The organism is Streptomyces sp. NPDC055287 (assembly GCF_053646035.1).
The window spans coordinates 1-13,875 of the sequence record NZ_JBSHNE010000080.1 but is presented as its reverse complement, the minus strand read 5'-3'; the positions used below and the strand labels follow the sequence as shown (position 1 = coordinate 13,875).

Sequence of the window (13,875 nt, the reverse complement as noted above, 5' to 3'; positions counted from 1 at the left end):
TCCTCCGGATACGGAGACTTGCGTCCCACCTGGACATCCCTCCCTGGACCATCAAGATCCATTGTCAGGGTGTCCACTCCAAAGGATCAGCCTCATCACATTGCGGATCAGATCCGTTGTTCTGGCCGCTGCCATACGCTCGCATCGGCCAGTGATCTCCCTCTTGACCTTCTGGACCGCTGCCTTGCTGGGCTTGATCAGGAGCTTCTCCTCGTACCTCCTGACGTTGAATCCGAGGAAGTCGAAACCTTCCGACGCGTGGACCACGTGGGTCTTCTCGTCGTTGAAGGCCAGCCCTCTCGGCTCTAACCAGTCGGTGAGCTTCTCCTTGATCTGCCACGCTTCCGCCTCCGTCGCGCACATGACGACGAAGTCATCGGCGTAGCGGACCAGCGTCGGGATGTTCCTCCGAGACCTCTGCAATTGCGTGAGGCTCGGGTCGTATCCGGCAGCGATTTCCATGCCATGGAGTGCGATATTGAGCAGCAGGGGGCTGATGACCCCGCCTTGTGGCGTTCCCTCCTCGGTGGGGGCGAACCTGCCGTTCTCCATTACCCCGGCCTTCAGCCATCCTCTGATCTCCCGGGAGGCCGGGAAGTCGCCGATGGCATCCAGCAAGCGGTCATGGTCGATGCGGTCGAACGCGCTGGACAAGTCAGCATCCAGGATCCAGACCTTCCTGGCGCCCTTGCGGGCGAGTGTCTGGAAGATCGCGCCGATCGCGTCATGGCACCCTCGTCCGGGCCGGAAACCGTAGCTTCGCCCTTCAAAGCGTGCCTCCCATTCCGGCTCCAGGGCGTTCTTTACCCTGGCCTGCTCCACTCGGTCCCGAATCGTGGGGATGCCCAATGGTCGCTTCTTGCCGTTCGCCTTGGGGATGTGCACCCGCCGCACCGGTAGTGGCCTGAACCGCGGCTCCTCGGTCAACTCCCGCAGGAGTTGTCCTCGTTGCCGCTCGTCGACCACGACCGCCCCGTCGACTCCGGGAGTGCGGCGCCCTGCGCTGAGCTGTGTCACTCGGCGAATCGAAACGATCGTGTTGCTTCGTGACCTCAGCATCAACTTCTGCAGATTTCTGACCCTCTTCGGGTCTTCTTCACGTGCCGCCTTGAAGATCCGCTGCCTCAGTCGCCGGACGTCCGCCTCCGCTTTGGCCCAGTCGGTACTGCGCCATTGCTCGGCGTCGCTCAGGGCCATCGTCACGTCGGCTGCCTCAGATTCCGTCACGACGGTCACGTCAACCACCTCCGCGTCCACTCCGGTCTCCTGACTTTCGGTCTCATTGCGTTGGCATCTTCAAAGGTCCACCAGGCCCGCGTCAGCTCGCTTTCGCGCCCAGCCAACTGGCTGGTATCCGCCGGGTTATAGGCGGCGGCTGAGGTGCCGTCGTCCGCCCTTTCCCCTGGGCTTTCGCCCTAGCGGCCTTTGCTTCTCGGGCCTTCCTTCGCCCGCAGAGGAGTTGAGCCTCCGTCGCCGTCGGCCTACCGGTCATGCGACCGGACCTCTACGGGGTTGTCCTGTTCCGCTCCGTCCAGATGCGAGCTGGGTCGGGTGCCTCCTATATCCCGGGGCCACGGTGACCACGCACGACGTAAATGGGACCGACGTGCCGTGTTTGCTTCGCAGCAGTAGCCCTGTGCCGGCGTTCTGCACTGCTCCGGCATCTACGGTTACGGGACCTCATCAGAGGTTCACTTGCGTTCACCCTTCAGCTCTCCCCCTTGGCCCTGTGCCTCGCAGCAGCCTGCGTGGCCTTGGAGCTTCGGTTACGAGGGCTTCGCACAGGTCCGTTACCGGTCCTGCACGCCTCGCCGGGGGCCCGCCACTTTGGTCACTTGGCGGGGAAGACCTCCTTCCTCTGGAATGTCTTCACTGGACCGGAGCGGCTTTCAGGCCGCACCCATCTCGCCGTAGTAGAAGTCCGCCGCCCCCGGTTCTTTCTTGCTGTCCTCGAACGCCTTGCGCAGCGCCCGGTACACCGGCGCCAGCTGCGCCGGCCCGACGTGTACGGCACCGGACTCCGCCACGTTCCAGCCCGGGGCTGCTGTCGGCTGGCTGGCGAGCGGCATTCCGGCCGACCCGCGCGACTACACCGCGCCCCTCATCCCGGCCCTGCACCAGCTGGCCGCCTGAACGCACCTCGCCCCGGCCATACCGGCCGGGGCGAGATCCCGGGGCACCGAAGCGTCGGCAAGAGGCCGGTGCCCCGCTCCCCTTCACCCACGAGATCAGGAGAACCCCAGCATGCACCGTCCCGACATCTTCGCCGCCGTCCTCGGGCTTGGCCGCGCAGGGTCCAACGTCGGTGATCATTTCGTGCAGTCCGACTACCGGCGGAGCTCGCCGCGATCCTGCGTGAGCCGGGCAGATCGAGCCCGACCGCGACGGCGACGCCTCCTGCCCACTCCACGAGGCCGGCGCCTTGATCCGATGCAGCCCCGCAGCAGGCTTGCCCGCCCTTCATCGAGATGGGCAAGCCTCCTACGTGCTCTTTCCGTGTGCTGGGCAAGCCGTTGGGCAAGCCGCAGTGAGGAGTGTTCACGGCACAACATCCACTAGGAGGTGTGCCGTGCACGACCACGGACAGATGCAGACGTTCGAATACTCGGTCGTCACCGACCGCCACCGCAGCCCCAGCATTCAAGTAAGCCACGTCCACAAGGCCATCCGTCCTGCGGGATTCCCCCTGTCCCTCGGGCCGTCTTCCGTTCTCGTCCCGGCAGGGGTCTGGGCATGAGCATGGAGCCGATGCTGTGGGCGCTCAAGGACAGTCCGACGGCGGACACGACGGAGCGACTGATCCTCGTAGCGATGGGCGAGAAGGCCGATTCCGATGGCTGCAACGCTTACCCCTCCAAGAAGACCATGGCGCGTGCCGGGCTCTGCGACGAGAAGACTGTGCAGCGCAAGCTGCGAGCGATGGAGTCGCGCAAGCTGATCGCTCTCGGGGATCAGTCGGCTGCCCGGCGCATCCCGAGGCATGTCCGGCCCAAGGTGTATGACCTGCTGATTCCCTGTTCCTGGTACGGCCAGGAACGACTTGCTCGGGTAAACGAGGAACGCGAGCAGCGGGGTCTGCCACCGCTCACGCCCAAGACCCGCCCCAGCATCGCCCCAGCTCCGGAGAAGAAGCGGCGCAGCGACCTCGGGAAGAAGCGACCCGAGAAGAGGGGGGACCCACAGTCCCCCCTCCAAGAAGGGGAAAGGAGAGACGGAGAGGGGGACTGACAGTCCCCCAACTCTCTCCTGTAACTCTCCCCCACACCGAAACTCTCCCCGTCCTTCCGTCCGGTAGTGACCTCCCTGAAGGACACCTGGGTGAGGCTCGAGCGGATGGAGGGACGGACGGGGGCGGCGGCATCGTGGTCCAGGAGCAGGGGAGCGCGTCAGCCGGTGGCACTCGAGCGGCTACGGCTGACGCCGTGCCGCTTCCCGACGCGGAACTGATTGAGGTGACGCCGGGGGTGAAGCTGCTGGTGTCGATCGGCACCTGGCAGCCGGAGTTCCTGTTGACCGGTGAAGTGCTGCGGGATCAGGGACGGCTGGTGACTGGCCTGGTGGAGGCGGGCTGGCGGAGGGAGCACCTGCGGCAGGTGATCGCTGGACGTCCGCTGCCCGTGCCGGTGCGGACTTCGGTGGGTGCGATTGTGGCGGCTCGGCTGCGCCAGGCTGCGGCGGGCCCAGTTCCCAATCCAAATGTGGGCCTCGGCTCAGGGATCCCGCTGCAAGGTGGAAGCAGTCAGTACCAGTCGGCGCCTGGGCCTTCCACGACTAGCGCGTGTCTCCTTGCTGGGTTGGTCAGTTGATCGGATGTGTCTGTCCGATTAGTGATCACTGATGCGATGTGGGACCGGATCGAGCCGCTGATGCCGGCCGATCCGGTCCGCGGGCGACGGTGGGCCGACCACCGTCGCACTTTGGAAGCCATTGCCTGGAAGTACCGCACCAACTCGCCCTGGCGGGACCTGCCGGGCGAGCTCGGCCCGTTCCAGACCGCCCACAAACGGCTGGTCAGATGGGCTGTCGACCCACAAACGGCTGGTCAGATGGGCTGTCGACGGCACTTGGGAACGGATCCTGGCCTGTGTTCTGGCCGCGGCGGACGCCGCCGACGACATCGACTGGACCGTGTCGGTCGACTCCACCGTCGTCCGGGCTCACCAGCACGCCGCCGGAGCGCTCAAAAGGGGGCAGCGGGACGCCGGGAGCCAGTCGATCACGCCCTCGGACGCTCCCGCGGAGGCCTGAGCACCAAGGTCCACTTGGCGGCCGACGGCCGGGCCCGCCCCTGGCCTTCACCGTCACCGCAGGCCAGGCCGGTGACGCACCGGCCTTCGAGACCGTGATGGACCGTATCCGCGTGCCCCGCACCGGTCCGGGCAGGCCCACGGCCGTCCTGGCCGACCGCGCCTACTCCTCACGCGCCATCCGGGCCCACCTGCGGCGCCGGGGCATCCGCGCTGTCATCCGGCAGCCGTCCGACCAGATCGGCCACCGCCAACGGCGAGGCCGTCACGGTGGCCGCCCACCCGCCTTCGACCGCGAGACCTACAAGCAACGGAACACCGTCGAACGCTGCATCAACCGCCTCAAGCAGTGGCGCGGCCTGGCCACACGAACCGACAAACTCGCCATCGCTTACCAAGCCGCACTCCACCTCGCCAGCATCCTCATCTGGACCCGACACTGACCAAAGAGACAGAACCTAGCCGCGCTGCTCATGGTCGCGTGTGGTCAGGTGGTGGCGTTGCGCAGGAGTTCGAAGGTGATGCCGGTGGCGATGGCGTAGATGCCCTTGTGGAAGAGGTCGGTGGCCAGTTCTTGTGGGCTCCATTGCCAGGGCCAGGGGGCGATGCCGAGGCTGCGGTAGAGGGTGACGTCGCCGCCCCAGACCAGGGCGTAGTGCACGGCGGTGGCGGCCACCGGGCCGAGGCCGGTCAGGGCCAGCGCGCCGCGGACGGCACCGAGGGTGATGCCGTGCGCCCAGTGCACCGGGGTGTTGAGCTTTTCCGCGGTGGCCTCGTCGCCTTTTTTGCCGGTCAGGGCTGCGCCGACCCGGCCGGGGACGGTGCTGGTCTCGCGGCCGGTCAGGCGCTGCTCGATCGTCTCGGAGAGGGTGAGGACCACGGTGCCGACCGCGCCGGCGGCCAGTCCCAGTCCCAGGGCGAGTGCGACGTTCATAGCGACCTGCTTGCTTCGGCGGCGGGCCAATCGGGGCGGTGGCCAGCGCGCGGGCGACGCCGTGCAAGTTGGCTGCCATCGCCCGTCCGGTCTTGGCTGACCACTGGTGGCCCTCGTCGGTAGCTGGGTCCTGGGCCAGGTCCGCGGTTCCAGGGTCCATCCCTGGCCCGAGATGGTGTAGCCGATGTCCATAAGCCCACCGGCGACCTCAGATCACGACGCAGCGAGGCATCAGCGGCGCAACAAGGTGCCTGGTTGCACGGCCAGGGGCCGACCACACCGCAGCCGACCCCTGGACACCTGGAGTGCCCACTCACAGACCCGCGTGCCCACAAAACATGGTCTTAACCGGGCATTCTCCGTGCCTGGCCAGTACAGCGTGGTGCGGGAACGAGGGAGGACGGATGGCCCTGGCCCCGCACCACGTCTGCCGGCGCCACCACGGGCACCTGCACGTCAGCATGCCCCACCCCCAAGAACCCTGCCCTCACCGATACGGCACTGCCCACCACACTTCACCCGGCCGGGCCCGTGGCCCGGGATCCACCCACGCTGTTGAACAGGTCGAAGCGTGCACATTCCCTGCCAGATTGCTCGCTCCGGGGGCCCCAATGGACCGCGCCTGGCCCGGGGCCCCCACCCCAAGCCGTCCCACCCCAGACCCGGGTAGCCACCGGTGCCCACACGACACGCTCGCAGGCAGGGCACCCGGGAAGACAGTGACCATGACGCCCTGGCGGTCGTTGTTCCGTTCGACGCGTGTGGCCTTTGCCCATCAGCCTGGCGACGAACGTATGGCACTGCGCTGCGCGGTCCACCAGCTCGTCTCCGAGGCGGTCATGAACTGCACAGGAGGTGCTGCGCTACGCCGAGCCCGCGCCGGGCAGCGCCGGGCAGCGAGGCAGCTTGTGGACGAACTGCAGGAGCGCGCCACTCGGTGACTCTGGCGGTTCGGTCAGGCTTATGGCGCGACTGCGGCCCTCGGCGAAAGGGCGGCTCGTCAGGGCATCGGCATGAGTCGAGGGATTCGGCTCAGCGGGCCGGGCGCCGGCCGGTTCTACGGTCATCTGCGGCCGCTGTGCGGGTGGGCTTTGCCTTTGCCCTCTTGGAGGGAGCCTTCTTCTCGGCCGCCTTCCTGTCCGCAGCCTTGCGGTCCATGGCCTTCTTTGCGGGTGGGTTCTTCGGTCCCGGCCTCCTGTCGGTAGGTTTGTGGGCTGTCTCCTTCGTGGCCGGTCGGTGCCGAGAGGTTCTGGCAGGTTCCGGCTCTTCTTCCTCGTCCTCCCCGGGCTCTTCTTCCTCGTCCTCTTCGGGCTCTTCTTCCTCGTCCTCTTCGGGCTCTTCTTCCTCGTCCTCTTCGGGCTCTTCTTCCTCGTCCCGTGCCTCTTGGTCTTCCTCTTCCTGGCCCTCTTCCTCGTCGTCGTAGGCGTCCTCGCCTTGATAGTCCTCTGAGTCGTCGGCGGCGTCCTCGTTTGCCTCTTCGTTTTCCGGTTCACCGTCCGTTGCGCCCGCTAGAGAACTCGTCCGCTGCTGCAGGGCTCCGGTGAGGGATGCGAGACCTCGGTTGGCCAGTTCGGACAAGGCGGAACGCCCCGAGTCGAGCAGCTCACCGCTAACCTGCTCACCGAGCTGAGCGAACTGGGGGTTCTCGGACAGTTTCTTGACACCCTCGCCGATCAAGGCCCTGGGATCCAGACTCCGGCCCGCCGCGAGGGATGCAAGGCCCAGGGCGAGCTTCCCTGTCTTGGTCCGGCCGATGACGTATCCCGCCGCGACGCCAGCCACTAGAGCCGCCTTGGTGCTGTTATCCATAACGCTTACCTTCTGCGAAGAGTGCTGCGGTTGGCCCGGCGCCCACAGGATCCCATTGGGTGACTGCCCGCACGACCGCGCGCCAGAGTCCTGACTTCGGGATCAGGGGGCGTTCATCAGGGCCCTAACCCCGGTGACGGCCAGCCGATGAGCTGCCGATGCTGTAGCGCGTCGGCCCGCGCCCAAGTGCCGGCGCGGTACACCCCTCAGCGGGAGTCGGAGGGCGGGTCCTGCGGATCGATTCCGGTGGATGCGGAGGCGTCCTTGCTCCCACTGGGGCGCTGAGAGCGGCCCCTGGGGCCGGTGTCGTGCATACCCTTCCCACCGGATTTGCCGCCCCGCTCCTCCCCGCGGCGCGACCTGCTCCGGACCGTGTCGCCGGAGACCGCCTCGCTTTCCTCTTTGGACACCGTCCTGCCAGGGCCACGCTTCGCCGCGTACTCATCCGGATGGAAGGAGCGGCGCGCGCTGTCGTTGTCCTGCTGGCCGGTATCGCCCACATCCGGCGACCAGCCATGCTGCTGGGTGCCCTTGTGGCGACTCGACCCCTCACCGGGCGGAGGCTCGGATGCTCTCTCGTGCTTCGCCATGACCTGCCTGCCTCTCGCGTTCCGCCATCGTTCGGCGAGAAGAAATGCTCCCTGCCAACCCTAGTCGAATCGCTCGATACGGGTATTTGAGTGATAAATCAGGCGGGTGGAGGTGTGGCTGCAGGGCCGAAGATCTTTGCCCGCGTTTCTCTCATGAGTACGGGGGATTGGGGCGACGACGGTGCCAGCGTCGGGACGATCGCACCACGGTCACTGGGCGGACCCCCCTGATCACGCTGGAGCAGCGCCACCGGGTCCACCCGTTTCGTGACGACCGGCGTCGACCCGCCCACCGAAGGCATGCGACAACGCATGCGCAATGACGTATCGGACCAGATCTACCGTCACCGTCACCACGGATTCCTGGCTCACCGCAGAAGCGTGTGCATATCCGTCCCCTCACGGATCCGCGTTGCGAGGGCCCTGCCTCCTCAGAGCCCTCACCCCTCGCCGGGTCCCTGCCCGGCCGAGGTCGGGGAGCATCATGGAGCTGTTGGCTTCCTCCTCTAGGCCACTGACTTCGCCACGTTGCTTACCCGCCTGATCCGCCCCGCCCGGGGCCGTCGCCGCAATGCGCTGAGAAACGGCCATCCACCACTCCTCTAGGGCCTTGACCAGACTGCTGGGTTGGTTCAGGCGTGGTCTCGCAAGGCGGGGGCAGGAGCCGGTCTTGGAGAGTGCTTACACGCGAGCGCTTGCTGGGGACGGATGAGGACATGGCAGCAACGGTCACCGCGCCGATAGCCGATGTCGTGCGGACAGAGGGAGTGACACTGTCCGGTGCCGCTTCCCCTGCGCTGGTGGGTGAGTTGCCGTGGATCGAGGATGCGGGGAAGGTCGCCCCCAAGGACGCCCGGGCTCTGTCGAAGCTGTTCTTCGACCGGCTGCAGGTTGTGGAGGAGGGGACGCGCGAGTACCAGTACGCGCGGAACACCCTGATCGAGATGAACCTGTCGCTGGTGAATTTCTCCGCCCGCCGCTTCCGTAACCGGGGCAGCGGCGAGATGGAGGAGATCGTCCAGGTCGGCACGATCGGGCTGATCAAGGCGATCGACCGCTTCGACCTTTCCCGTGAGGTCGAGTTCGCCACCTTCGCCATTCCGTACATCGTCGGTGAGATCAAGCGCTTCTTCCGCGACACCACGTGGGCGGTCCATGTTCCCCGGCGTCTGCAGGAACTGCGCGTGGACATCGCCAAGGCCAAGGAGCACCTCGCGCTCGGTCTGGACCGCGAGCCGACCGTCAGCGAACTCGCCGCGCACCTGGACCTGAGCGACGAGAAAATCATCGAGGGACTCGTGGCCTCCAACGGCTACACCGCCGGCTCCCTGGACATGCCCATGGGCACCGATGACACGTCCGATCCCGGCCGCAGTTACGCGGAAATGATCGGCGCGGCGGATCCGGCCATGGAAACCATGGAAGACCTGCACACCCTGGCACCGCTCCTGCAAGACCTCGAACCCCGCGAGCGCCGCATTATCGAGATGCGCTTCGGCCAGGAGATGACCCAGTCCCAGATCGGCGCCCACCTTGGCGTCTCCCAGATGCAGGTCTCCCGCCTCCTGACCCGCACACTCACCAAGCTGCGCACCGGCATGCTCGCCTGACCCACCCCCGCTCCCCGACGGGTACGCCACCAGGCTCGCCCGAAAGATGGGGGCTGCCGGACCGGGAGGATGCAGCCAATCGCTCCTGCAGCCCCCGATGGCCAGACAGACAAGAAGCCTGCATGGCCGACACAGCGTGATGAGCGGACGGGGGACGGAAAGGCCACTTCATCACGCTGGTTTCCCAGCATGAACCCCCCTACGGCTGCGTGACCTCGTACGACACGCCCATGGCCATCCCGCTTGCGCGTCCACGGGACCATGTTCACCAGGTCCTGGAGCGAAGCGTCCGTAGCGGTCCAGGGAGGGGACCCCGAGGATGTTGCCGGCCTGCAGGAAGCGTGGCATGCCTTCAGTTCCGGCCGGGCGTCGGTTCTGCCGGATTTCTTGTCCGCGAAGATGCGCCGGCATCTGGCGAGGGTGAGGGCGTCGATCTGCCGGTGGAGACGCGGGCATAGCCGATGAGGATCTCGCTCGGATGGAGCGGGAAGGCGTCCAGGAGGTCGTCGGGCACGGCGGTCTGGGGGGCCACCTCTCGATCCTGTCATCGGCTGACGCTGTGGGTGGGCGCGTCCGGGGTCTACGGTGCGCTCGTGTTCCCGGTTGCCGTGTGCGCATCGAGGGCGTCGGTGGCACTGGGGTAGGAGGGCATCAGGGTGCTGACGCCGGTGAGGTCCAGCATCCGGGCGAGCCGGTCGGGCACGGAGGCCAGCGTGAGAGAGCCGTTGTCGACTTTCGCGCTGCGCAGGATGCCGATGAGGGCGCTGAAGCCGGAGGAGTCGCAGAAAGTCACGCGCGTGCAGTCCAGGACCAGGTGGGGGTGGCCCCGGGCGATGACTTCCAGTGCCCCGGCGCGCAGGGCGGGGGCAGTCTCGATGTCGATTGCTCCGGCGACGGTGACCAGGGCGAGCGGGCCTTGGGCGTGCTGGACGGTGAGGGTGAGGTCGTCAGTCACGAGAGGTGCTCCTGGCCGGTGCCGGTGCCGGTGGCGTGGGTGTGGGTGGTGACGGCGGCCGCGGGCTGGTGGGTGGCCGGGTTGAGGGGGACGGACAGGGCGAGCAGGGCGATGTCGTCCCCTGCGCCGTGCGGCAGGTCGGCGACCAGGGCGACGGTGTCTTCCACCAGCGCGGTGGCCGATGCGCTGTCGCGGGTGGCGAGGAAGGCGGCCACGCCCTCTTCGCCCAGCATGGTGCCATCTGCCAGGCGGGCCTCGGTGAGCCCGTCGGTGTAGAGCAGCAGGCCGTGTCCGGGGGCCAGGTGCAGGGTATGGGAGGCGAACTGGGCCCCTTCGAGGGCGCCGACCAGCATGCCCCCGCGGGGACGCACGCCCTGCACCTGTAGGGCGTGGTCGCTGCCTGGCTGCAGGTGGAAGATGGGCGGGTGGCCGCCCATGGCCACCACCACGGTGTACCCGCCGTCCGACGCGGGGGTGAGGGTGCCGAAGACACAGGTGCAGTACCGGCTGCCGATCGAGACGTCCAGAAGCAGGGCGCTGTTGAGAGCGTCGAGGACGTCGGTGGGGTCGTTGTCGTTGTGGTGCTGGGCAGCCTCACGCAGCGTGTAGCGAGCCAGCGAAGTGACGGCGGCAGCTTCGGCGCCCTTGCCGCACACATCGCCGAGGAAGAACGCCCACTTACCCCCGCCCAGGGGGAAGACGTCGTAGAAGTCGCCGCCGACATCGCGCGGCGAGTCGGTCTGGTAGTGGCAGGCCAGCTCCAGCCCGGGCACCGCCGGCAGCGACGGGGGCAGCAGAGTGCGCTGGAGAGTGGAGGCGAACGCGGCGAGCGCCTCCGCGTCCCGCTCGGCCCGCTCGCGAGCCTCCTCCTGCTCCTTGCGCCATTCCTGCTCCTCGCGCAGCCGGTGCAGAGCCGACAGGCGCAGCTCCAGCGCGTCCAGCACCATCGAGGCGAGATCGGCCAGGGTCGCGGCGTCGTCCCGGCTGAACAGCCGGGGCCTGGTGTCGAGGATATTGACGGTGCCCAGCCGGTGGCCGTCGGCGGTGACGATCGGCGCCCCGGCGTAGAACCGCACTCCCATCTCGCCGGCCACCAGCGGGTTGGCGCAGGCGACCGGATCGGTGAGGGTGTCGGGGATCACCAGCGCATCGTCCCTCAGGATCGCCGAGCCGCACAGGCCCGGATCCCGACCGATCTGGGTGACACCGTCCAGGCCGCGGGCGGCCTTGAACCAGATCCGGTCACTGTCCACGATCGTCACGGTGGCCACGGGGACGTCGAACAGCCGCGCGGCGATCGCCGCGACCCGATCGAAGGCGCCGTCCGGTGGGGTGTCGAGGATGTCGTAGCGGCGCACCGCCTCCATCCGCGCCGTCTCCTCATCGAACGGGGGCACGCGCTGCAGGCGCGGCTCATCTCCGGGTGACGCGGCAGGAACACGTGCCGTCATCGCTTGCTCCTGCTTTCCGCAACGAGGCCGCCTCCGGCGGCCAGCCCCTGAACGGGTGAGCCTACGGCAGCCCCACAACTCCTTGAGAAACCCGGCCGACAGAGCTCATACGGCGCGCCAGGGCGCTGAGGGTCTCCACCAGCGCCTCGGCCGGGGTGTGCAGCGTGGGCGGCTTCGTGGTCGCGGGCGGGTGGGGCGAGGGGCTCCCACACGGAGTTGCCGATGTACTGGAAAGCTGCCTCGGGGTGAGCCAGTCCAGCTCGAGGCTGAAGTCCCTGGCCAGGCGCAGGCGCAGGCCTTGGCGCAGACAGCCGATCAGCATGGTGCGATCGCGCCGGGGCCCGTGGCTGAACTCGTGGCCCAGGGCGGTCAGGGCGCGCATCGCTGCCCGTTGCCAGTCCTGCTGGGACCAGCGGTCGTCCGTGAGGGTCTTCGGCATGACGGATCGCAGAGCGGACCACTTGGTGGAGATAGAAGGGCCACAGCCGCGGATGAAGGGACGTTCGATGAGCCGCAGCGCCGCCGCGTCATGGGCCGCAGTGCGGCCGCTGCTTCATCGCTCATGACGGTACCGTTCCACGCTGGTGAGCGTTGCTCACGCGTCTGATCCACCAGGGTTCGAACCGGAGACACTCCCGACCCGAGAGACACGCCCTGCCTACTGCCAACCTCATGGCCGGATACAACTAGGGCCTGTCTCTTTGACGCATGGGGTGGGACCACTTGAGGGGTGGTTGTGAACGACACGTACCGACTAGGCTCCAGGTAAGCGAACGCTTAGCCGCTCTGGCTGCAGCACGGCCGTAGCGCCAGGAGAGAGGCAGTAAATCTGATGCCGGTCATCGATGCGTGGATGCAGCACCCCACGCTCCGTCACTCCAACCACGAGATGTTCGAGTCGTTGCGCCGGTGGACGGGGCGGGGGCTGCTGGAGGAGCCGTTGCCGGTCAAGGTGACGATGGCCGCGATGGCATCCGCCGATGTCGAGATCGCTCTTTTCGGCGGCCTGGTACGGCCCTCAAGGGCCGCTGATCAGCAATGACGAAGTGGCCGAGTTCGTCGCACAGTCCGAAGGACGGCTGCGCGGAGTGGCCGGTGCGGACCTCACCCGTCCGGTCCAAGCCGTGCGGGAGCTGCGCCGAGCCGTGGAGGAACTCGGCTTCGTAGCCCTGCGAATCGTGCCCTGGCTGTGGGAGTTGCCACCCACCGACCGGCTGTACTACCCGCTCCACGCCGCCTGCGTCGACCTCGGCATCCCCTTCTGCACCCAGGTCGGGCACACCGGCCCGCTGCGCCCATCCGAGACCGGCCGTCCCATTCCCTACATCGACCAGGTCGCGCTCGACTTCCCAGAGCTGACCATCGTGTGCGGACACATCGGCTACCCGTGGACCACGGAGATGATCGCGGTGGCTGACAAGCACGCAGGCGTCTACATCGACACCAGCGCCTACACCGCCCGCCGCTACCCGCCCGAGCTCATCGGCTACTTGCACGGCCGGGGCCGCAGGAAGGTGCTGTTCGGCACCAATTACCCCATGATCACCCCAGGCCAGGCGCTGGAACACATCGGTGAACTGGGCCTGGACGAGGAAGCCACCGAGCTGTTCCTGTCCGGCAACGCACGACGGATCTTCAGCCTCTGACCGCGCCGGGTCAGCGCCGGGCCCAGATGAGGATCGCCGCAAGGTGGAGTGCGGCCCGATAGGCGAGAGCGAGTTTGTCGGTCTGCATGGCCAGGCCACGCCACTGATTGAACCGGGCGATACATCGCTCGACGGTATTGCGCTCCTTGTATGCCTCAGCATCGAAGCCAGGTGGGCGGCCGCCGGCACGGCCCCGGCGCTGGCGGTGTCCGATCTGATCAGCGGGCTGCGGGATGACCGCCCGGATCCCGCGTCTGGCTCTGTACGCGAGAACGGAATGCACTTACGCACCAGTTTGGGAGGCAGCCAGCGTCCGTCAGTGAGTCGAAAAGTTCCCGAGTTTTGACAGCACCGGTACTCGACGGCATCTGATTGTTCTTCAGGCTGCCCCGAAGCGTGCCGCGCTCCTATTCCGCTGCGGTCAGCCAGTGCTGCGTAGCGGGTCAGAGCCGGCCCACCGAGGGTCGTGCCGATCAGCCCGACCATCAGAGCCGCGATGGCCCCGAGTCGCCTGGCTGCACCGAGGCGCGTGGCCGCCGGTGCCGGTCATCGACACTCGGAGTGGGATGGCGCCAGCGGCCGCCGATGGACGCCGCTTGAGGATCAGGACGGCAGGGTCTCGCCGTCGACCTC

Annotated in this window: 13 protein-coding genes and 2 pseudogenes; 6 read left to right on the top strand and 9 right to left on the bottom strand. The window is 67.5% G+C overall.

Annotated features, from left to right (window positions below):
* Positions 1–51: 51 nt before the first annotated feature.
* Positions 52–1,236, bottom strand: coding sequence for a group II intron reverse transcriptase/maturase (gene ltrA / locus ACWIHY_RS39005; protein ID WP_454381408.1), 1,185 nt, complete (start codon positions 1,234–1,236; stop codon positions 52–54).
* A 653-nt stretch (positions 1,237–1,889) separates the two neighbouring features.
* Positions 1,890–2,069 (bottom strand): hypothetical protein, encoded by a 180-nt coding sequence (locus tag ACWIHY_RS39000; RefSeq protein ID WP_454381407.1) that lies wholly within the window; start codon positions 2,067–2,069, stop codon positions 1,890–1,892.
* 664 nt (positions 2,070–2,733) lie between these two features.
* On the opposite strand from ACWIHY_RS39000, the gene ACWIHY_RS38995 reads away from it, so the two are divergent.
* The 3 genes and pseudogenes from ACWIHY_RS38995 (at position 2,734) to ACWIHY_RS38985 (ending at position 4,690) form a co-directional block, all read left to right on the top strand.
* Positions 2,734–3,228 (top strand): helix-turn-helix domain-containing protein, encoded by a 495-nt coding sequence (locus tag ACWIHY_RS38995; RefSeq protein WP_454381406.1) that lies wholly within the window; start codon positions 2,734–2,736, stop codon positions 3,226–3,228.
* 194 nt (positions 3,229–3,422) lie between these two features.
* Positions 3,423–3,806 (top strand): hypothetical protein, encoded by a 384-nt coding sequence (locus tag ACWIHY_RS38990; RefSeq protein ID WP_454381405.1) that lies wholly within the window; start codon positions 3,423–3,425, stop codon positions 3,804–3,806.
* A 6-nt stretch (positions 3,807–3,812) separates the two neighbouring features.
* A pseudogene (locus ACWIHY_RS38985) lies at positions 3,813–4,690 on the top strand (IS5 family transposase).
* A gap of 44 nt (positions 4,691–4,734) precedes the next feature.
* Here the strand turns inward: ACWIHY_RS38985 and ACWIHY_RS38980 are convergent.
* The 3 genes from ACWIHY_RS38980 to ACWIHY_RS38970 all read right to left on the bottom strand — a co-directional run bounded on the left by ACWIHY_RS38980 (position 4,735) and on the right by ACWIHY_RS38970 (position 7,580).
* Positions 4,735–5,181: a hypothetical protein gene (locus ACWIHY_RS38980; protein WP_454381404.1), complete on the bottom strand. Its 447-nt coding sequence runs from the start codon at positions 5,179–5,181 to the stop codon at positions 4,735–4,737.
* A gap of 1,032 nt (positions 5,182–6,213) precedes the next feature.
* Positions 6,214–6,990 carry a histone protein gene (locus ACWIHY_RS38975; protein WP_454381403.1) on the bottom strand — a complete coding sequence of 259 codons (777 nt, stop codon included), beginning with the start codon at positions 6,988–6,990 and terminating at the stop codon, positions 6,214–6,216.
* Positions 6,991–7,196: 206 nt separating this feature from the next.
* On the bottom strand, positions 7,197–7,580 hold the full coding sequence (locus ACWIHY_RS38970; RefSeq protein WP_454381402.1) for a hypothetical protein: 384 nt from the start codon (positions 7,578–7,580) through the stop codon (positions 7,197–7,199).
* 716 nt (positions 7,581–8,296) lie between these two features.
* Here ACWIHY_RS38970 and ACWIHY_RS38965 point away from each other — a divergent pair.
* Positions 8,297–9,190, top strand: coding sequence for an RNA polymerase sigma factor SigF (locus ACWIHY_RS38965; protein WP_454381401.1), 894 nt, complete (start codon positions 8,297–8,299; stop codon positions 9,188–9,190).
* A 580-nt stretch (positions 9,191–9,770) separates the two neighbouring features.
* Here the strand turns inward: ACWIHY_RS38965 and ACWIHY_RS38960 are convergent.
* The 3 genes from ACWIHY_RS38960 to ACWIHY_RS38950 form a co-directional block, all read right to left on the bottom strand.
* The gene (locus ACWIHY_RS38960; RefSeq protein WP_454381400.1) at positions 9,771–10,145 is read right to left on the bottom strand and encodes an STAS domain-containing protein; all 375 of its coding nucleotides are present in this window, start codon (positions 10,143–10,145) and stop codon (positions 9,771–9,773) included.
* Positions 10,142–11,596: a PP2C family protein-serine/threonine phosphatase gene (locus tag ACWIHY_RS38955; protein WP_454381399.1), complete on the bottom strand. Its 1,455-nt coding sequence runs from the start codon at positions 11,594–11,596 to the stop codon at positions 10,142–10,144. The genes ACWIHY_RS38960 and ACWIHY_RS38955 overlap by 4 nt, the downstream gene beginning before the upstream one ends.
* Before the next feature lie 61 nt (positions 11,597–11,657).
* A complete protein-coding gene (locus tag ACWIHY_RS38950; protein WP_454381398.1) occupies positions 11,658–12,035 on the bottom strand; it encodes a hypothetical protein in 378 nt (125 codons plus the stop codon).
* A gap of 393 nt (positions 12,036–12,428) precedes the next feature.
* On the opposite strand from ACWIHY_RS38950, the gene ACWIHY_RS38945 reads away from it, so the two are divergent.
* Together ACWIHY_RS38945 and ACWIHY_RS38940 are read left to right on the top strand one after the other, a co-directional pair.
* Positions 12,429–12,638: a hypothetical protein gene (locus ACWIHY_RS38945; protein WP_454381397.1), complete on the top strand. Its 210-nt coding sequence runs from the start codon at positions 12,429–12,431 to the stop codon at positions 12,636–12,638.
* Between the two features lie 4 nt (positions 12,639–12,642).
* Complete coding sequence (locus ACWIHY_RS38940; protein WP_454381396.1) at positions 12,643–13,242, top strand: amidohydrolase family protein; 600 nt, start codon at positions 12,643–12,645, stop codon at positions 13,240–13,242.
* A 10-nt stretch (positions 13,243–13,252) separates the two neighbouring features.
* Here the strand turns inward: ACWIHY_RS38940 and ACWIHY_RS38935 are convergent.
* A pseudogene (locus ACWIHY_RS38935) lies at positions 13,253–13,498 on the bottom strand (IS5/IS1182 family transposase); the annotation flags it as partial.
* Between the last annotated feature and the right edge of the window lie 377 nt (positions 13,499–13,875).